At 37.5% G+C, this 18,072-nt stretch carries 13 protein-coding genes; 7 read left to right on the top strand and 6 right to left on the bottom strand.

Annotation, left to right across the window (positions count from 1 at the left end; translation table 11 throughout):
• Positions 1-25: 25 nt before the first annotated feature.
• On the bottom strand, positions 26-2,665 hold the full coding sequence (gene mutS, locus F928_RS15525; protein ID WP_002115830.1) for a DNA mismatch repair protein MutS: 2,640 nt from the start codon (positions 2,663-2,665) through the stop codon (positions 26-28).
• Between the two features lie 403 nt (positions 2,666-3,068).
• Between mutS and F928_RS15520 the strand changes: the two genes are divergently transcribed.
• The gene (locus tag F928_RS15520) at positions 3,069-4,409 is read left to right on the top strand and encodes an aspartate aminotransferase family protein (RefSeq protein WP_005076839.1); all 1,341 of its coding nucleotides are present in this window, start codon (positions 3,069-3,071) and stop codon (positions 4,407-4,409) included.
• Between the two features lie 148 nt (positions 4,410-4,557).
• On the opposite strand, the gene yesN is transcribed toward F928_RS15520, so the two are convergent.
• The 3 genes from yesN to yerI form a co-directional block, all read right to left on the bottom strand.
• Complete coding sequence (gene yesN, locus F928_RS15515) at positions 4,558-5,592, bottom strand: AraC-like transcriptional regulator QhpR (RefSeq protein ID WP_031944595.1); 1,035 nt, start codon at positions 5,590-5,592, stop codon at positions 4,558-4,560.
• A gap of 297 nt (positions 5,593-5,889) precedes the next feature.
• Positions 5,890-7,215 carry an HAD family hydrolase gene (locus tag F928_RS15510; protein ID WP_005076835.1) on the bottom strand — a complete coding sequence of 442 codons (1,326 nt, stop codon included), beginning with the start codon at positions 7,213-7,215 and terminating at the stop codon, positions 5,890-5,892.
• A 74-nt stretch (positions 7,216-7,289) separates the two neighbouring features.
• Positions 7,290-8,291: a phosphotransferase enzyme family protein gene (gene yerI / locus F928_RS15505; RefSeq protein WP_005076833.1), complete on the bottom strand. Its 1,002-nt coding sequence runs from the start codon at positions 8,289-8,291 to the stop codon at positions 7,290-7,292.
• 181 nt (positions 8,292-8,472) lie between these two features.
• Between yerI and eat the strand changes: the two genes are divergently transcribed.
• Positions 8,473-9,888, top strand: coding sequence for an ethanolamine permease (eat, locus tag F928_RS15500; RefSeq protein WP_005076832.1), 1,416 nt, complete (start codon positions 8,473-8,475; stop codon positions 9,886-9,888).
• A gap of 159 nt (positions 9,889-10,047) precedes the next feature.
• Entirely contained in the window at positions 10,048-10,674 is a 627-nt protein-coding gene (locus tag F928_RS15495; RefSeq protein WP_005076831.1) for a hypothetical protein, read from the top strand.
• Between the two features lie 159 nt (positions 10,675-10,833).
• Here F928_RS15495 and F928_RS15490 read toward each other — a convergent pair whose 3' ends face one another.
• Positions 10,834-13,326, bottom strand: a complete 2,493-nt coding sequence (locus F928_RS15490) for a hypothetical protein (RefSeq protein WP_005076830.1) — start codon at positions 13,324-13,326, stop codon at positions 10,834-10,836.
• A 754-nt stretch (positions 13,327-14,080) separates the two neighbouring features.
• Between F928_RS15490 and F928_RS15485 the strand changes: the two genes are divergently transcribed.
• Positions 14,081-14,632, top strand: coding sequence for a TetR/AcrR family transcriptional regulator (locus F928_RS15485; RefSeq protein WP_005076829.1), 552 nt, complete (start codon positions 14,081-14,083; stop codon positions 14,630-14,632).
• A 200-nt stretch (positions 14,633-14,832) separates the two neighbouring features.
• On the top strand, positions 14,833-15,303 hold the full coding sequence (locus F928_RS15480; protein ID WP_005076823.1) for a hypothetical protein: 471 nt from the start codon (positions 14,833-14,835) through the stop codon (positions 15,301-15,303).
• Positions 15,304-15,463: 160 nt separating this feature from the next.
• Here the strand turns inward: F928_RS15480 and F928_RS15475 are convergent, their stop codons facing one another.
• Positions 15,464-15,865, bottom strand: coding sequence for a winged helix-turn-helix transcriptional regulator (locus F928_RS15475; RefSeq protein WP_005076821.1), 402 nt, complete (start codon positions 15,863-15,865; stop codon positions 15,464-15,466).
• A 236-nt stretch (positions 15,866-16,101) separates the two neighbouring features.
• Between F928_RS15475 and srpA the strand changes: the two genes are divergently transcribed.
• Entirely contained in the window at positions 16,102-17,166 is a 1,065-nt protein-coding gene (gene srpA, locus F928_RS15470) for a catalase family peroxidase (RefSeq protein ID WP_005076819.1), read from the top strand.
• A 12-nt stretch (positions 17,167-17,178) separates the two neighbouring features.
• Positions 17,179-17,775: a cytochrome b gene (locus tag F928_RS15465; protein ID WP_005076818.1), complete on the top strand. Its 597-nt coding sequence runs from the start codon at positions 17,179-17,181 to the stop codon at positions 17,773-17,775.
• Positions 17,776-18,072 lie beyond the last annotated feature (297 nt).

Raw genomic sequence — 18,072 nt, 5'->3', positions numbered from 1 at the left:
AGCCTGCTTATTCGGAAGTGCTTTATTAAGATTTGAGTGCAGCTTTTAACTCGTAGAGTTGTTCAAGCGCCTGACGAGGCGATAAGTTATCGACTTCAATTTGCTTAAGCAAATCTAGAGCAGGGGATGAAACTTCGATCTCGACAACTTTCTCTATGATTTGTGAACCAGAGTTTGCATCTGGTGGAGCAAACAAATCATTTTGAAAGCTGGTTTGTAGATGTTGCTGCTGCTGTTTTTCTAAAATGCGTAAACGCTTCTGCGCTTCTTTAATAACATTGGCAGGAATACCCGCTAATTTTGCGACCTGTAAACCATGACTTTGACTCGCAGGGCCTTGCTGAACTTTATGTAATAAAATCAGATTGCCGTTAAGTTCTTGCGCCGTGACATGATAGTTATCGATTCCTGCTTCACTACCAAGTTCGGTCAACTCAAAATAATGAGTCGCGAATAAACATAAACATTTTACGCGCTTGGTTAAATCGACCACACATGCCCATGCTAAAGATAAACCGTCATAGGTACTGGTTCCGCGGCCAACCTCATCCATTAACACCAGCGACTGGTTGGTGGCATGATGCAGAATTTGCGAAGTTTCAGTCATCTCGACCATAAAGGTTGATTTGCCTGTAGATAAATCGTCGGCTGAACCAATACGTGTAAAAATTCGGTCAATTGGACCAAGTTTGACGGCTTTAGCCGGAACATAGCTACCGCAATAAGCAAGTAAACTGATTAATGCCGTTTGGCGCATGAAGGTTGATTTACCGCCCATGTTTGGACCGGTAATAATGGCCATGCGGTGTTGAGCATCAAGGAAAGTATCATTTGGGGTAAATGGTGCTTTATTTAATGCTTCAACGACAGGATGACGACCAGCCTGAATTTTAATGCCCGTTTCCGGAGTAAATTCAGGGCGTGCCCAATTGTTTAAACGTGCTTGATGAGCAAAGTTTGCAATGACATCAATTTGAGCAATTGCCGAGCTCATCATTTGTAGGTGAGCGATATTTTCGCGCAGGTTTTCAAGCAAAGCTTCGAATAATGCTTTTTCACGAGAGAGTGCACGCGACTCGCTCGACAGGACCTTATCTTCAAAACTCTTAAGTTCAGGGGTAATGTAGCGTTCAGCATTCTTTAAAGTTTGACGACGGATATAGTCGGCTGGTGCTTGTTCTGCTTGAGCACGAGTGAGTTCGATGTAGTAACCGCTTACACGGTTATAACCGATTTTAAGGGTATTAATGCCTGTACGTTCACGCTCTTTAATTTCTAGATCAATTAAGAATTGACCTGCATGATCACGAATTTGGCGTAATTCATCAAGCTCAGCATCATATCCTTCTGCAATTACATTGCCATCACGAAGTAATACAGGTGGGTTTTCAACAATAGCTGCCATCAAATGCTGATGAAGCGCTTTGAAGTCTCCAAGTTCTTCATCTAGTTGAACTAATAATTTAGATTTCTTCGCTTGAATGACTGGAGTTAACGCTGTTCTTAAAGCTGGAATTTGTGCGCATGCATGACGAAGTTGCACCAAATCACGTGGTCGCGCACTGCCTAGCGCAACGCGGCTAAGCACACGTTCAATATCGCCAATTTCTTTAAGCACTAAACGAACTGGGTTTTCGTGATATCCCTGAATGAGTTGCTCAATCGCATCTAAACGAGCATCAAGCAATGCAGTATCACGCACAGGTTGCATGAGTGTACGGCTTAATAGACGGCCACCCATTGCAGTTTGGCAATCATTTACCAGTTGAAATAATGATGTTCCGTGTTCAAATAATGGCTCGATAATTTCTAAGTTGCGACGTGTAATTGGGTCGAGCGCAATAAAGTCGGTACTTTGTTCAAGTTGGATTGAGCGAATATGCGGTAATGCAGTTTTTTGGGTTTCTTTTGCATAGTGAATAAGCGCAGCGGCAGCAGCTTTGGCTAAAGGTAATGGGTCTAAACCAAAACCTGAAAGGGTTGATACCGTAAACTGGTCACATAAGGTTTTTTGTGCATTATTTAGATTGAAGTCTACATTTGGACGTTTAGTAACAGGGCAATCTAAATGCTTTTTAATTTGTTCGATAATATTGGTGTCGACCAAATCTTCATCAATCAAGATCTCACTTGGCATTAAACGCGCAAGTTCAATAGGTAATTGTTCTGGCTTGTAATCTTGTTGTTGAACTTTAAAAATGCCTGCACTTAAGTCGAGTAAAGCAAAACCGATCTGGTTTTGATGAATGCACAATGAAACGAGATTAGATGATTGATAACTGCTGAGTAATGCATCATCAGTTAATGTACCCGGGGTCAGAATACGAACAACTTTACGTTCAACAGGGCCTTTGCCTGTTACTTCTCCAACTTGCTCGCAAATGGCTACCGTGCGCCCAGCTTTAACAAGTCGCGCCAAATAACCTTCGGCTGAATGATAGGGAACACCCGCCATTGGAATAGGTCGGCCACTGGCTTTGCCACGATGGGTTAATGTGATGCCTAAAAGCTTGGCTGCTAAATGAGCATCTTCAAAGAAGAGTTCATAAAAGTCACCCATACGGTAGAACAGCAACGCATGTTGATAGTCCGTTTTAACTTTGAGATATTGCTGCATCATAGGTGTGTGAGAAGATAAGTCAGCCATGATTTCAGCGCTATTCATGCGTATTAAACCCTTAAAAAATCAGTAATATTTTACGTTTGGTCATCTAACCAATTTCAAGTCTTTTAAAAATGAATGTCATTCAAGAAAAGAACACAACTGGATGAACTTTGAGAATTGGCATCCATAGTATAAAGCGATTTGGAGTCACTCCAGATGTGTAATGGTAACAAATTTGAGTTATTGAAAAAAAGAGTAGTGAAACCCTGAAATATAAGACCAATAAGTTGACTTCAAATTGTGGCTTAAGTGGTCTGAGGTCAAGTTTTTTTCAACATACTTAAGCAATATGGTTTGCGTAACTTCAATCAAATACTGAAATATGTTGAATCAGAGTATGAATTGCCTACGTCAGTCATTGTCTTGTGCAAAAGTATGCTGAATATAAATAGAGGAGTCATTCATGGGTACGCGTTCAACCATTATGGATACCAATAGCTTTCGTCCAGAACATGCTGCTGAGCTGGACCATGCTACCCGCAAACTGACCGATAAAAGAAATAAAATTTTAGGTGAATCCTATCGCTTGTTTTATCGTAATCCCGTGCATCTGGTGAAAGGACAGGGGCAATATTTATGGGATGCAGCAGGTCATCAATATCTGGATGTTTACAACAATGTTGCCAGTATTGGTCATTGTCATCCTGCGGTGATTGAAGCGGTAAATGAGCAAATGAAAATGCTCAATACGCATACCCGTTATTTACATGAAAATATTTTGGATTATACCGAAGAACTCTTACAAACCACTCCCGATGAAATTGACCGTGCCATGTATATGTGTACAGGTTCGGAAGCGAATGATTTAGCGATTCGTATTGCCCGTGAATATAGCGGCGGTACAGGAATCATTGTGTCTCAAGAGTCGTATCATGGAACCAGTAGCTTAACCTCAGGATGCTCTCCAGCACTGGGAACTGAGCAGCCTTTAGATGCTACAACTCGCCTAGTTCCGGCACCTGATTATTATCGGATTCAAACTGATGATTTAGGTGAATGGTTCGCACAGCAGATTCAACAGCAAATTGACGATATGAACGCAAAAGGTATTAAGTTTGCAGGTTTTTTAGCGGACTCAATATTTTCTTCTGATGGGGTCATGCCTAATCCTGTTGGGTTCTTACAAAAAGCGGTTGATGTTGTGCATGCCAATGGCGGTATCTTTATTGCCGATGAAGTACAGCCAGGTTTCGCGCGCACTGGCGATTCTTTCTGGGGCTTTGGTCGCCACAATGTTGTACCTGATGTAATTACAACAGGTAAACCAATGGGTAATGGTGTTCCAGTGTCAGGGCTTTTAGCCAAGAGTGAAGTCCTTGCTGCTTTTAGCGATAAAATTCCATATTTTAATACCTTTGGTGGTAATCCTGTTTCTATGGCAGCGGCACAGGCTGTACTTAAAGTCATTCAGGAAGAAGAATTGCAAACCCATAGCAAATATGTGGGAGGGCTACTTCTAAAAGAACTCACTAAACTTATGGATAAACATGAGATGATCGGTGATGTCCGTGGCGCTGGTTTATTTATAGGATTTGAACTAGTTAAAGATAGAGCGACAAAAGAACCAAATAAAGCATTGGCTTTGAACCTTATTGAAGAGCTCAGAAATACTCATCGAGTTTTAACATCAGTTGCAGGTCCTTATGGCAACGTATTGAAACTACGCCCACCTTTGGCTTTCCAAACAAAAGATATCGATTGGTTAGTTGGCGCTTTAGATCAAGCCTTAACAAAATTAAAGTAAGACCTTCTATAAAAAATACCCTTCAAGTTGGATGTTAAATCTAATTTGAAGGGTATTTTATTGTTCATATCTTATGTGTCGTTAGAAGTTATCTCGATTTGCTTAAATAATAAAAAGGCCTTTATTCAAGGCCTGTATTTGCGATGTTTTAGTGTCTTAATTGACGTGGGGTAACACCAAACCAACGTTTAAATGCACGAGATAAAGCACTTACTTCTGAGTAACCTAATAAGAATGCCATTTCTGAAATTGGAATATTTTTCTGCTTAATATAATGTTCGGCCAATTCACAACGAACCTGATCGACTAAATGGGTAAAGGTCAATCCTTCATTTTTTAAACGGCGGGTAAGGGTGCAACTCGTTAAACCAATATCATGAGCGATTTTTTCAAGATTTGGTTCACCTTCACTGAGTTCAAGTTGGATGTGAGAGCGAACTTGATCAGCAAGACATTGACTTGGTGAAGCGCGATTGAGTAGGTGCAACGTATCTAGAATCACTGTTAATAAAATAGAATCACGCCCCGGCATAGTATGCTGGACGTCTTTTTTTGAAATGATGATGGAGTTAAATGGTTGATCAAAATAAACAGGCGCGTTAAATAATTTGCTATGTTCTTGCCAGAATTCAGGTCGAGTATGCTCAAAGTGAATTGCGCGTGGTGAATAATGAGGGCCCATCACTTCACGGATCACATTCATAAACATGCCCATAGTCAGTTCTGCATCTTGGCGACGAGTTAAAATCGCGCCGTGTTGAACCTGATAATCTATGCGCCAACTATCTCCTAAATCGACCATTCGATTGAGGGTATCTTTCTGATGCAAATAAAAGTTATTGGTCATGTTCATGAGTGCAGACTCTAATGTGTTTGAACAAAGACCAATGTACCCAATGAGCCCTAAGGATTTCGGTTGAAACTGTTGACCATAATGCAAACCAAAATTATCACAACCTGAAACCAATGCTGCCTGTTCTAGCACCTTGCAATAATTGGGCAGTTGTAAGCTCAACGTTGGGCTGATTAGAAGTTCAGGATTAATACCACTAATTCCTAAAACACGATCAACATCTGCACCTTTTTGATGAATAAACTCGCTTAATCCAGAGGCGGCTGCAGACAATACACCTTGATTACACATATTTGAATCGACAAGATGAGCTGGATTGAGATGTAACATGTCAAGTCTCATGATATTTATTCCTAACTATTATTATATTAAGCAAAAGCCATACCAGTTTTTGCTTACGTCCATGATTTTGTGTGGTTAAAACTATTTATAAAATAATGGTTTATGTATTGCTGTTTTAAGTTTCAGGTTTGATTCTTTAAGAAGATATCTTTAGGTTGGGTAGCGAACTAAAAGAAGGCAGAAAATGCATTAGAGATAGGCAAAAAGGGCAGAACTAAAACAAGAAATTAAGCGGCTTCTCATGCATACAACATGTATTGTAGGCATGAGAAAATAAGTGAAATACTAATTTTTTGTAGTTTTTGCCGTTTGCGCACCATAACTTAAACTGGCCATTGAAGGTCTAAATTGACCTGTATTGGCATCGCGGCCCTGTAGTAAAAACTTAGTATTGGCTTGACCATAGCCCTGCACAGCCTGCTGAGAAAACTTTCCAATATCAGAGCTTGGGCTGCGCAATCGGTTGATAATTAGAACCTTCTGAGTCATTGCAAAATCTTGCATCATATTTTGATCGCCTTCACTGTCACCTGCGATAAAAATTGGCCCATAACCATATTCAGAGACTAAAAAACGCTGGATGGTTGCAGTTTTGCCTTTACCTTGAGTTTGCGCATAGCCATGACGAAACTCGGGTAAAATTCGATTTTGTGCATCTCGTTCTAACTCCATGGCGTAGGCATTTTTTTCATTAATGTTATAGCCAATCTCTGGATTAGAAATAATTTCCTTAATCACATCAATAAAAGATGCCGAACAGACATAGACATCAATGCCATTATCCTGAAAGGCCTTAAATAGATTTTGCATTTCACGGTATGGTCTTAAACCATTTTCCCAAGTGGTTTTCACAACGCCTGCTTGACCCGAAAGTGCAGCGGGAGAGTTCCATGTCACGGGTCCAATCGGTTGCTGCATTTGCCAAGCCACCGTTGCTTTCACCAAATTACGGACTTGTTGTTCGGTAAGCCCAGTAAATAAATAAGTGACCCACGGATATGCAACTTCATGATCAAACGTGTCTCCAATTGCCGCATATAGATATCTCATTTTAGTAATGAAATCGAGATAATGTGGATCTTGTTTAATTTGATCCAGACTCTGTTTACCTTTTAGACCGCTATAGTGGTGATAAAGCCATCTATAGCTGGCAATAATATCTGGGGCAATTTTATCAATATTGACGACTTGGCCTTGCTGGTTATTGTAGGCTGCTTCAAAATTTTGCGAGCTAATTCCTTTGCGAATAATCTGATTTAGCTGCTCTGGCGTGACATTAAACGCTAAGTGTTCAAGCTGATAAATTAACGTTGCTTCTTCGATGTCTAAAAATACCGAGGTATTGTCAAAGTCAGTGACAATATATGGGCGTTTTTCAGGATTATAGTTTGGGCTATCTTTTCCATAAGTAGCAATCAATTGGTTAAGTTGGTCAAAGCTAAAAGCGTCCCATTGACCTTTTTGGATATATTCCTTTTTAGGAATAGCGACTGTGGGAGATGTACTTTGTAGAGGGTTGTAATTACATGCGCTTAGAGCAATCATACTTGCCAAACTACTGGTGAGTAATAGTGCTTTGGCAACTTTGCTCAGTTGATGGGTAGCTTGCATAAACCCTTCCTTTAAATTCTATAAAATTTAAAAACTAAAAATTGAAAATGAAGAAAAGCGATCTAAATCACTTTTCAAATTCCGACAGGCATTTGTCCGTTTAGATATTTTTTACACAGACGCACAGTTTCATTGGACCATTGATCGCCAAGACTTTGAGCCATTTCTGTTTGTGCGTGAGAACCATTCCAAGCCATCATTTGAATGCGGCGTTGCATGATAAAAGTTGGGATCATTTCATATTCTTCAGACTGAATATGGCCTACGCGCTCGTAGCCCTTTAACCAGTAATCAACCCAATGAGGTGCATTTGCATAATGTTCATTGAAGCTAATTGCAGCGGCGAGATCATGCATAAACCAGCTCATGCCGCAGTCATCAAAATCGATCACGCCGATACGTTCTTGTTGTAGTAATAGATTAGTTAAACGCAAATCGGCATGAATCAAGCCATAACGTTCTTGGGTTTTGCCAAAGAAATTTAAATCTTTCGAAATCTGTGCAATCGCTTCTTCAATTACGCCGTGATCTTGAGGTCTTAAATGAGGTGCATTTTTCCAGTTTCCCCAGTGTCCATCTGCACCGACCATAGTTTCATGGTTCCACACGATACGTTGAAAGTTTTCAGGCGCTTGCCATGTCTTACTATGTACGTGCAACTTTGCGGTAATTTGTCCTAGTTGCTCAAATGCAGTGGGGTCAACTTCAACAGTTGGCATATCGCCCTCAACCCAGTTGAAAAGGACTGCATAACGATAAATATCATTCGATAGTTTTAAAGTAATGACACGCTCACCGGATTGATCTGCAATCGCAACAGGAACTTGAATACCACTCGCATTTAAAGCATCTAACCATTCAAGCTCACTTTGTATATCGAGTTTGCTGTGGTAGTTGGGACGGTGAATTCGAAGTGCATATCGGGTAGAGCCAGTTGAAATCTGAAAGGTTGCATTTTCAGACTGACATAGCAGTTTGACCTGTCCTTGATACTCTGATGGATATTGCTTAATTGCTTGTTCTGCCAGTATTTGTAATTGAACTTGGCTTAAAAATTCATTTTGTTCTACAGACATAACCCAACTCCTCAATTTAATTTTTAAACACGTTCTGTGTTGAGATGCCGTCGATCTTATAAAAGAAAAAATGAATCAACTTGACTTCAAGTGGTCGGGGAGATGTTTTGTTGTCAAGTTTTATGAATATCTTTTGCGCAACTATTGGTGGTGTAAATTTAGTCGATAAGGCAATACGACAATGAAAGAGTCTGAATTAAGCGTAGATGTTGGTGCTTTACAACAGGACGCAGAGTATTTTGCAAAACGTCAGTTAAAAAAGGGGGCAGTAGGTTGGTTACTTTTGGTGGGGCTAGGTGTTTCTTACGTCATTTCGGGTGACTTTGCGGGTTGGAATTTTGGGCTAGCACAAGGCGGCTGGGGAGGACTCTTTATTGCAACAGTCATCGTCGCGTTTATGTATCTTTGCATGAGCTTTGTAATGTCTGAGATGTCAACGATGTTACCTACCGCTGGCGGTGGCTATAGTTTTGCCCGCGTTGCATTTGGTCCTTTTGGAGGATACCTCACAGGGACTGCGATTTTAATTGAATATGCAATTGCACCTGCTGCGATTGCCGTATTTATCGGTTCATATTGCGAATCACTCTTTGGAATTGGCGGTTGGGCTGTTTATTTAATTTGCTATTTAGTTTTCATGGGCATTCATCTTAAAGGTGCAGGTGAAGCGCTTAAAATCATGTTTGGAATTACCGCCGTTGCTTGTATTGCACTGGTCGTATTCATTATTGCGATGCTTCCACATTTTGACAGTGCACGTTTATTTGATATTCCAGTCAGCGCTCATGCAGGTGCAAGTCACTTTTTACCGTTTGGCTATATGGGAATATGGGCCGCAGTACCTTATGCCATCTGGTTTTTTCTTGCAGTTGAAGGGGTACCACTAGCAGCCGAAGAAGCAAAAGATCCAGTACGCTCATTGCCACGAGGCCTGATTGGGTCAATGTTGATATTGGCATCGTTTGCACTTTTAATTTTATTTTTGGGTGCAGGCGCAGCGGGTTCAAATGCTTTAAAAAATTCAGGGGCACCTTTAGTTGATGCACTCATTGCGGTGTATGGTCAGCACACGTGGTTAGCGAGCTTTGTTAACTTTGTAGGTCTTGCGGGTCTTGTCGCAAGTTTCTTCTCAATTATTTATGCATATTCGCGTCAGATTTTTGCATTGTCACGTGCGGGTTATTTGCCAAAAAACTTATCGCTTACCAATGAAAATAAAGCGCCATATTGGGCCATTATCATTCCGGGCATTATTGGCTTCTTACTTTCTTTAACAGGTGAGGGTGACTTACTCATTTTAATGGCAGTATTCGGCGCAACCATTTCTTATGTGTTGATGATGCTCTCACATATTAAATTACGTTTGTCTCGCCCTGAATTACCACGTCCGTATAAAACGCCTGGTGGAATGTGGACGTCTTGTATCGCCTTGATTCTTGCTGCTGTTGCTGTCGTTGCAGGGTTAATGGTGAACCCAAAAGTTTGGTTATTGGCCGCACTGATTTATGTCGGATTTATACTCTATTACTTGTTATATAGCCGTCATCATTTGGTGAAAGGTACGCCTGAACAAGAGTTCGCCATGATTGATGACTAATTTTAAGTGGGTTAAAAATAAAGAGGCTTCGGCCTCTTTTTTAAGCTTTATACTTCTGTACAAAGAATATAAAAACAGTAAGTAACACTTACTCAAGTATCATTTTAATCTGATTGATATTTATACAATATGATTACAAGATCACAAGGATATGAACTTATGAAATTTCTAAAATTTCTAACTTTTAGCACGATTCTTACCTTATCCGCACATAGCTATGCGACAGTGGGTGGTGGACAAAAAATTGAAGTATTGGGCTATCAGCAAAAAGAGAAGAAACTTTATGTATTAAGACATTATGAAGATGGTCGAGGACGTCTACCACAACTCTATTATTATCTATTAAATAGTAAATCGCCTGATAAACTGATTGAAGTTAAATCTCTCTATATCAATCCAAAAACACATAAGATTGATTATGATCAAGATAGTAGAGCATTTGATAAGGCTCTCAATAAAATTAAAAAAAATTTAGTCCCTTTGACCGTAAGTAATAGTAAGACCGTAAAAATTCAAACATTAAAAACTCATCAGAATCAGGTATCGGCTTGGTTTGATCCTTCAGGAAAGATCACGCAATATAAAACAGAATATGTTGTAAAATCGCCGTCTTTACAAAGTAAGACCCATGTTGCGGTTCATTACACCAAAGCAATAAAAATTTCCCAAAATTATAGTGTGCCTAAACACAATAAGAGACTAGTTGTCGTTAAATATCTGGGGGTTCCAGAAGAAACTGGTTACGATATTGAAGACCCTGTTTTACTACTTCCTGTGAAAAAATAAGTTTAAGAACAAATTATTTTCTGGGTTCAAAGCGGCAATATACACAACATCTGTGTATATTCAGCTCAAAACTTGTTCCCACTCGGCTGTTTTAATTTATAGCTCTTTATAAATGCCAAAAAACAATTTATTCATTTAAATAAAGAGGTATACATTTTTTTATTGTGAATCAATTTTTTCAAAAAAAGTATATACATTTTTTCCATGAGTTCCAAAATTAATAACTGGTGTTGAAAAATTCAAAAAGTCCTCAAATGTAAGAATGGTAAGTTTAATATTGCTAAATTGAGTTTGAAATCTTTTTTTGAAATCTTCTAAATTAGATTTTGTTTCTTCTATTTTTGAATCATCTTCAGAATATTTATCAAAAGCTAAAAAAGCTTGATCTGGAGATATATATTTTATTAATTCTATGAATTTATCTGTTTCTCTATCAGTTAAAAAATATTCTGCTGTGCGTTTAGCTTCTCCCGCAAAAAAGTTACCGTCATATATACCTAATAAATCAATTTCATTAAGATGATTCGTTTTCTTATCATTATAGTAAATATTAACTTCGGGTAAATATAAGAAAGAGTTCATATAACTTATATTTTGGATGTAATTTAAAGCCCACACAACAGGTAGGCCACTATGTTCAAATATTACTTTATGAACAAATTTATTAAGTAAATATTCCCATGAAAATTCTTCACCAACTGGTATTGTATGATTCTCACTACATATTTCACAATTATTAGTTAGTTTAAGAGAATCAACAGTTTTTAAATTTTTATAACCACAATATCTACAGTTCCACGTATATATGGGATGGAAAATTTTAAATTTTATTAGATCGTCAAGAGCATCTTTAAAACATGAAGTTAAATATTGAGATGAGTGGAAACTTTTATTAAATTCCATTTGATTTTTAATAAAATTTAAATGACTATCATTTCTGTATTTTTGCTGAAAAGCTTTAAGTCTATCTAAAGTGTATATGTAATCTTCTTTTTTATTTCTGGATGAGGCATCTTCAAAAACATCTTTCCATAGCCTGTTAGTTAAAAAGTTTGAAGCAATATGAAGTTTTTTAAATAATGAAATTACTCCGTTAAAATTTTTGCCTTTATCTGAATGTTTTATATGTGAAATATTTGATTTATCTAAATTACTTCTTAAATCTAATTGAGAGTAATTGTTTTTATTAGTTAATAAGATATTAAGAGCAACTAAGTCATCAGGTAGGGATATATTGATATGAAAATCTTCATTTTCAATACTTCTTCTAAATGGGCTGGAATTTTTTCCTGCAATTAAAACAGGAAATTTACTTTTACTTATACGTCCATATTTATTTCCAAAGATTTTAGCTAAATATGCTCTTTTAGGTAAAATCCATTTATCTATGACATTTGAATACATAGATAAATTATTATGCCGATCGATACCACACTCTATAGCAAAGTCTCCAAAACCATGATTTTGAAACTTTAAAGGTATATATCTTAAATGTTTAGGTCCATTGATAGAAATTGAGGATGGGTTTTCTGAAATAGATAATACAGAATTATCTTTAATAGAAATCGAATATTTAACTTCGGAGTAATCAGTTGGTATGATTGTTTTAGAGTAATAAGAGGGAACATTTATTGAATTATAAGTAAATTTTTGCAGTTTATCTCTTATTTGTTTTAGTTTTTCTTCTGCTATAGATTGAGAAAATAATGAAACTTGATATGGTCCTGATCCAGAATTTAAAAAATTTAGTTTACTTAAGTATTTGCCAAGAGATTTTAGAAAATTTTCGTCATTAGATTGTTCTTCACTAATGATTAATGAATTTATTGAGTCACTTGAACCATCATAAAAATGTCTTACATTCCAGAATGATATTCGTTCTTTAAGGCTAGAGCCTATGACTATTGAAAATGAAAGACTAAAAGTATACTCAAAGATAGTTTCAATCGATTCAGAATGAATTCTTGCTAAATGAGCAACTGTAGTAGCTTCTCGGTTTGCTAAAAAATCTAAAATTTCTGTTCTAGATTTTACCACTGCAGTTCCTACATGATTATTAGGAGGAATATCTTCTAATGAAAGACAATATGTTTCAAAAACTTCTGTAATTCTATTAAGATAACTATTTAACTCTAATCGATTGCCAAAATTATCAGTTATGAAACGGTCTCCGAACTCAGGCGAAAATTGTGAAATTAGGCTTATTGGATTATTTGTTACTTTATTTCTCAAATAACTAAATATATAAGGGCTATAAATTGTAGATATAGATTTTATTGGGGCATAGAAAGGTATATTTACAGAGAAAAATTTTTTTTCATTTCCAAAATTATGTTCTATTAAATGAGCAGGAGAGTTGATTTTTTCAACTTTTTGAATTTGCTCATGAGTTAGTTGTATATAGCTATAAACAATATCAGCATCATAGAAGGCTAACCAGTCTAAGTATTTTTCTTCATTAGAGTTAAGCGGGAGAATTAAAAACCTTGCTCCACCCCAACAGGTATAAGAATATTTAAAAATTTCATCAAGAATTAAATGGTTAGTTTCATTTTCTTCATCCGATATAATAAAAGCGATCTTAATTGGCCGTTTATGGATATCAATTTGTACATCTTTTTCTAATCTTTTAGAGTCTGTTAGTCTTTCCATAGTGGCCTTTCTGTAAAAATGATGTTAGTTATGAGTCTTATGCACAAAGTATGAATAAGTATTTTTATAGCATTTTATTAGTTTTATCAAAATGCTCGACAGTTGTTTTCAACTTAATACATTCATTATGAATCATAATTTCACTATTTTATAAACCCCAATTTAACAATAACTTATTCATTATTTAGCCTTACTTCTTTAATGATCTATTTTAAAACAAATGTCATTTTGTGTGCTTGACTGCTAAACGGCAGAGCACTATCCTTTGCCTGCTGGCCACATTGCCAGTCGGTTTTGACGAACCGTTCTCACACGAGTATCAGAATTATTCCTTCTGAGGGATAGTTTTGTGCAGCTCTTCGTCTCCCTCTCGTAGCGGTAGGACGGAAGGGGGACACCTTCGGGTGTGCTGGCCTCGTGTGACCAGTTCGTCAACCCTCTTTCGTTCTGCCACCATAATTTCTATTCATGTCGGCAGAACTCCCAATAAAAAGGAGTTGGCTTTGCACATCCATTATTTCTTGGCAGCCCTTGCCATAAGCTATCACGACACAGCTTAAACATTTAGAGCAGTTTGATTACCCCTAAGGTTTTCAGGCTTTAAATTATTTCGTCTTAAAACTTAATCAACAATAAAACTTGAGATGTGCCAAGCACAGTCTTTATAGGCTTTGCTGTGCCTTTTTTCTCCCAGAAAGGGCACAGGTTTTTTATCTCATTTATATACAACAAAAATTTTTATAACGGTAAAACTATGCCAAAGTTAGTTCTCTCAACACGTGCTATTCAAGTTATTAATACATCGATTGATTTATTTCACCATCACGGCTTTCATACGGTTGGGGTTGACAGAATTGTGAAAGAGTCAAAAATTACCAAAGCGACTTTTTATAACTTTTTTCATTCAAAAGAGCGGTTTATTGAAATCTGTTTAATTGTACAAAAAGAACGTTTAAAAGAAAAAGTGGTTTCAATTGTTGAGTACGACCAAAGCGCAAGCGTGAAGGAAAAACTTAAGAAACTTTATCTTTTACATACCGATTTAGAGGGACTGTACTATTTATTGTTTAAAGCCATGTTTGAAACAAAACTGACGTATTCAAAAGCTTATCAAACCACGGTGAGATATAGAACGTGGCTCATTAATGAAATCTATAGTCAGCTTAGAGCACTCAAAAAGGATGCGACTTTTCAGGATGCAAAACTATTTTTATATATGATTGAAGGCACAATTATTCAGCTTTTAAGCACAGGCCAGACAGATGAGAGAGAAAAAGTGATAGATCTCTATACAATTTATGTCTAACAGAGACTAATAAATCTTTATTCATTGTGGTCTATTAGTCATTAATTTTTATCGATGCGGACGGTTTGGGTAATAGATTGCAAAAGTTTCATATTAATTACTTAATAACTCAAATCCCTTACATTTTGTAATGATTAATTCATCATACTTCCTTAAAAGGCAAAAGATATAAGAATGCCTATAATAAAAGGGAAATAGGGATGACAAAATTTATAGCTATCGCCGAAAAGGTTTACGAAGAATGCGAGAAAAAGAATTTATTTTCTGAAAGCACTATTGAGCAACTCAATAACTTAGTAAGTGCGATAAGAAAAGAGCTCAAGGGTTCTTCATGTAAACTAAAAAATAATTACATTGATTTTGAAGAATGCCTAAACAAACCGCCTGATAAGTGCGTAGTTAAGCTAGATATCAGTTTAATGCCCAAATATAAAAATAAGCTTGAATACGTTATGTGGTTAGCGGGCTTTATTGAAAGAATTACAGTTGGAGGCAGACCTAAGCTTCCACCACTCGCAAGCTTGATTCCTGCTGAATATCAAGCCAGACAAGAAGTTAAAGTTGATCTAGAAGAAGAAAGAAGAAGGTCAGAAGAAAGCGCCAATATGATTAGAAGCTATTTTGATTCTGACGATTATAAAAAAAATGAAAAAAGTTTGGCTACTTCATGATGAGAAACGCTAATTTTTATTTATAAATGAAAAATCTCAAGCAGCTGTTTATGAGAACAGTTGCTTGATTATGTTTAAAAAATCTAAAAACTATTATTAGCCGTAAAAGATGATTAGGACCCGTAAGTGTAAGAGATTTTGTAAGTTAGAAACTTTGCTATCAATCATCACTTGTTAAAGAAGTTGCTTTAATATCGTTAAGATTAACCTCTAACCAATCCGCAAGTGCTGCAACATGTTTAGCGACTTCTTCACCTAATAACGTTAAATCATATTCGACATGGGGCGGGGCAACTGGATAAGAAGTTCTACGTATAAAACCATCTTTTTCTAAATGCTGGAGAGTCTGAGTAAGCATTTTTTCGCTGACTCCATTTGCTTTACGGCGTAACTCACTATAACGATGTGTGCCATCACGCAAAGCGATTAGACATATCACTCCCCAGAGACTTGTTACATGAGCAAATACTTCACGGGACTGACAATTATTTTCGCCAGTAAAAAGATCACCTCTTCGGACTCTTTCGGTCAATGTGGGAGCTTCTAGATTCTTCGTTCCCATGCTTTATTTATCTCCATTCAAATGTTAATAAGATGAATACTAACCCCGAGGTGCGTACCTTATATGATCGGGAAATAAATATTATATTAAGGCTTATCTCTATTGGATCCAGAACTTTTGAGATTTTATTTACTCAGCTAATTTTGAATTTGGTTCCATCAATGTAAGTAATACTCTTTTTACATGACCAAACTCTTTTTTAGGGATGCAGCCATACAATTTACACAGGATGAAGAATGAATAATTTGAATTTTAAAACTCTAAAGAAGTATTGGCTGCGATTCGTGGGTATTGCTGTAATCGCGGGCTCTTTAGTATTGGCATTTGCTTGGGTCGCCGGCCTATTTGGACATCGCACCACAAGCAAAACTTTTTTGGGAGACTCATTAAATAACTTTGATCCCGGATATCGACGTGCACACGGTAAGGGTATTTGTTTTGATGGTACTTACCACAGTAATGGTGCGGCGGCGGCACTCTCTAAAGCCACGGTATTTGCCAAGTCTGATATACCCGCGATTGGCCGATTTTCTATTGGAAGTGGTAACCCGCATGCGGCAGATAATTCGACAGCAACAGTAAGTATGGCTTTATTACTTTCCGCAGCTGATCATTCACAATGGCGCATGAAATTAAATAACTTTCCCTATTTCCCTACACGAAATGCTGAAGGTTTTTTAGCGCAGCAAAAAGCATTTAAACCAGTTCCAGCTACTGGCAAACCTGATCCAGCCCTTGTTGAGGCTTTCTTAAAAGAATATCCAGAAGCGCGTAAGTCTATTGAGCAGAAGGCAAAGATGCCATTAACCGGTAGTTTCAGCGGTGCAGAATTTTATGTCGTAAATGCTTTTATATTGCGGGCCGCTAATGGACAAGAACAGCCAGTCCGTTGGTCTATGCGTCCTCATTCAAAATTTATTAGTCTGACGAAAGAACAACGTGATCAAGCTGGCCATGATTTCTTATTTAAAGACATCAAAAAACGTTTGGCTGAAGGGCCGCTATATTGGGATTTAGTTTTGCAACTTGCCGAGCCGGGAGACTCAGTGAATGACCCATCTCAACCTTGGCCAAAAGAACGCAAAGAAGTGATAGCAGGAACATTGGAAGTCAAAAATGTAACTGAACAGGTAAATGGCGTTTGCCGTGATATCAACTTTGACCCAACACTAGTTCCACCCGGAATTGAGTTATCAGATGATCCGGTACTCGCCGCACGAGCAAGCATCTATTCACAATCTTACAATGCTCGCTTACGTGAAATTGGATTTGGCAAAGCAACGGATGCCGTGGGCAAATAGGAGAGATCAGCCATGCAAAACAAATCTAACAATAATGCTCCACGTCATTTTAATTTGACTGCTCGAATTCTACATTGGCTTATGGCGCTAGCGATTTTGGCCATGCTATTTATTGGTGTGGGAATGACAACCTCAATCACTTGGCGTCCGTGGTTAATCGATATTCACCGTCCTTTAGGAATCGCAATCTTATTATTGGTCATCATTAGATTAATAAATCGACTCTATTTTCCAATTCCACCTTTGCCGCCGACTGTACCACGCTGGCAGGCGTTTATTGCCCACGCATCACATTGGCTACTTTATCTTTTGATGTTTAGTTTGCCATTGCTCGGATGGGCTACGCTATCAGCAGGTAATTGGCCTGTAACTTTATTTCCGGGTTGGGATCTTCCACCTATAGCACCCACTAACTCTACACTTTACGCTTGGTTCCGTACTCTACATGGAATTTTGGCTTGGCTACTATTTGCTGTGGTTATTGGTCATCTGTCTGCTGCGTTATTACATGCATGGATTTATCGCGATGGCGTGTTCTCAAGTATGGCTTTGGGCTCTTCTGAACCATCAAGTAATGGATCTTCTGCTGAAAAGAAGAATACTGATTGAGGGGAGTGATTTAGCTCTTAAGCTCAGATCAGACGGATGAGAGGGAAAAGTTTTTCGATTGTTTTTTATCATCTGTTTGAATCCAAAAATAATTTAATTAATAGAATGTTTGGTTTGCTTGTTTTTTGTTAGATGAGCAGACCATAGCTCCTGTGCAATAAGATGAGCTCATTACTTCGACATAATCAAATCATCCGATCTAACTTTTTGTTTATATTGTAAAAAAATAATATTTTGACTTTATTGGCATATTATTGCTATTTTATTTTACGTTAATCGTAAATTGATTACGTATTG

Origin of the sequence: Acinetobacter pittii ATCC 19004 = CIP 70.29 (assembly GCF_000369045.1) — a bacterium.
Taxonomy (GTDB): domain Bacteria; phylum Pseudomonadota; class Gammaproteobacteria; order Pseudomonadales; family Moraxellaceae; genus Acinetobacter; species Acinetobacter pittii.
The sequence above is the reverse complement of the archived record's forward strand: the minus strand, read 5'-3'. Positions and strand labels throughout refer to the sequence as shown.

Excerpts from the sequence above, each read along its gene's own strand:
- F928_RS15480 (WP_005076823.1), top strand. The coding sequence starts at position 14,833 with ATGACAAAATTTATAGCTATCGCCGAAAAGGTTTACGAAGAATGCGAG.
- eat (WP_005076832.1), top strand. The coding sequence starts at position 8,473 with ATGAAAGAGTCTGAATTAAGCGTAGATGTTGGTGCTTTACAACAGGAC.
- F928_RS15475 (WP_005076821.1), bottom strand. The coding sequence starts at position 15,865 with ATGGGAACGAAGAATCTAGAAGCTCCCACATTGACCGAAAGAGTCCGA.
- F928_RS15465 (WP_005076818.1), top strand. The coding sequence starts at position 17,179 with ATGCAAAACAAATCTAACAATAATGCTCCACGTCATTTTAATTTGACT.
- F928_RS15490 (WP_005076830.1), bottom strand. The coding sequence starts at position 13,326 with ATGGAAAGACTAACAGACTCTAAAAGATTAGAAAAAGATGTACAAATT.
- yesN (WP_031944595.1), bottom strand. The coding sequence starts at position 5,592 with ATGTTACATCTCAATCCAGCTCATCTTGTCGATTCAAATATGTGTAAT.
- F928_RS15495 (WP_005076831.1), top strand. The coding sequence starts at position 10,048 with ATGAAATTTCTAAAATTTCTAACTTTTAGCACGATTCTTACCTTATCC.
- mutS (WP_002115830.1), bottom strand. The coding sequence starts at position 2,665 with ATGAATAGCGCTGAAATCATGGCTGACTTATCTTCTCACACACCTATG.
- F928_RS15510 (WP_005076835.1), bottom strand. The coding sequence starts at position 7,215 with ATGCAAGCTACCCATCAACTGAGCAAAGTTGCCAAAGCACTATTACTC.
- srpA (WP_005076819.1), top strand. The coding sequence starts at position 16,102 with ATGAATAATTTGAATTTTAAAACTCTAAAGAAGTATTGGCTGCGATTC.
- F928_RS15485 (WP_005076829.1), top strand. The coding sequence starts at position 14,081 with ATGCCAAAGTTAGTTCTCTCAACACGTGCTATTCAAGTTATTAATACA.
- F928_RS15520 (WP_005076839.1), top strand. The coding sequence starts at position 3,069 with ATGGGTACGCGTTCAACCATTATGGATACCAATAGCTTTCGTCCAGAA.
- yerI (WP_005076833.1), bottom strand. The coding sequence starts at position 8,291 with ATGTCTGTAGAACAAAATGAATTTTTAAGCCAAGTTCAATTACAAATA.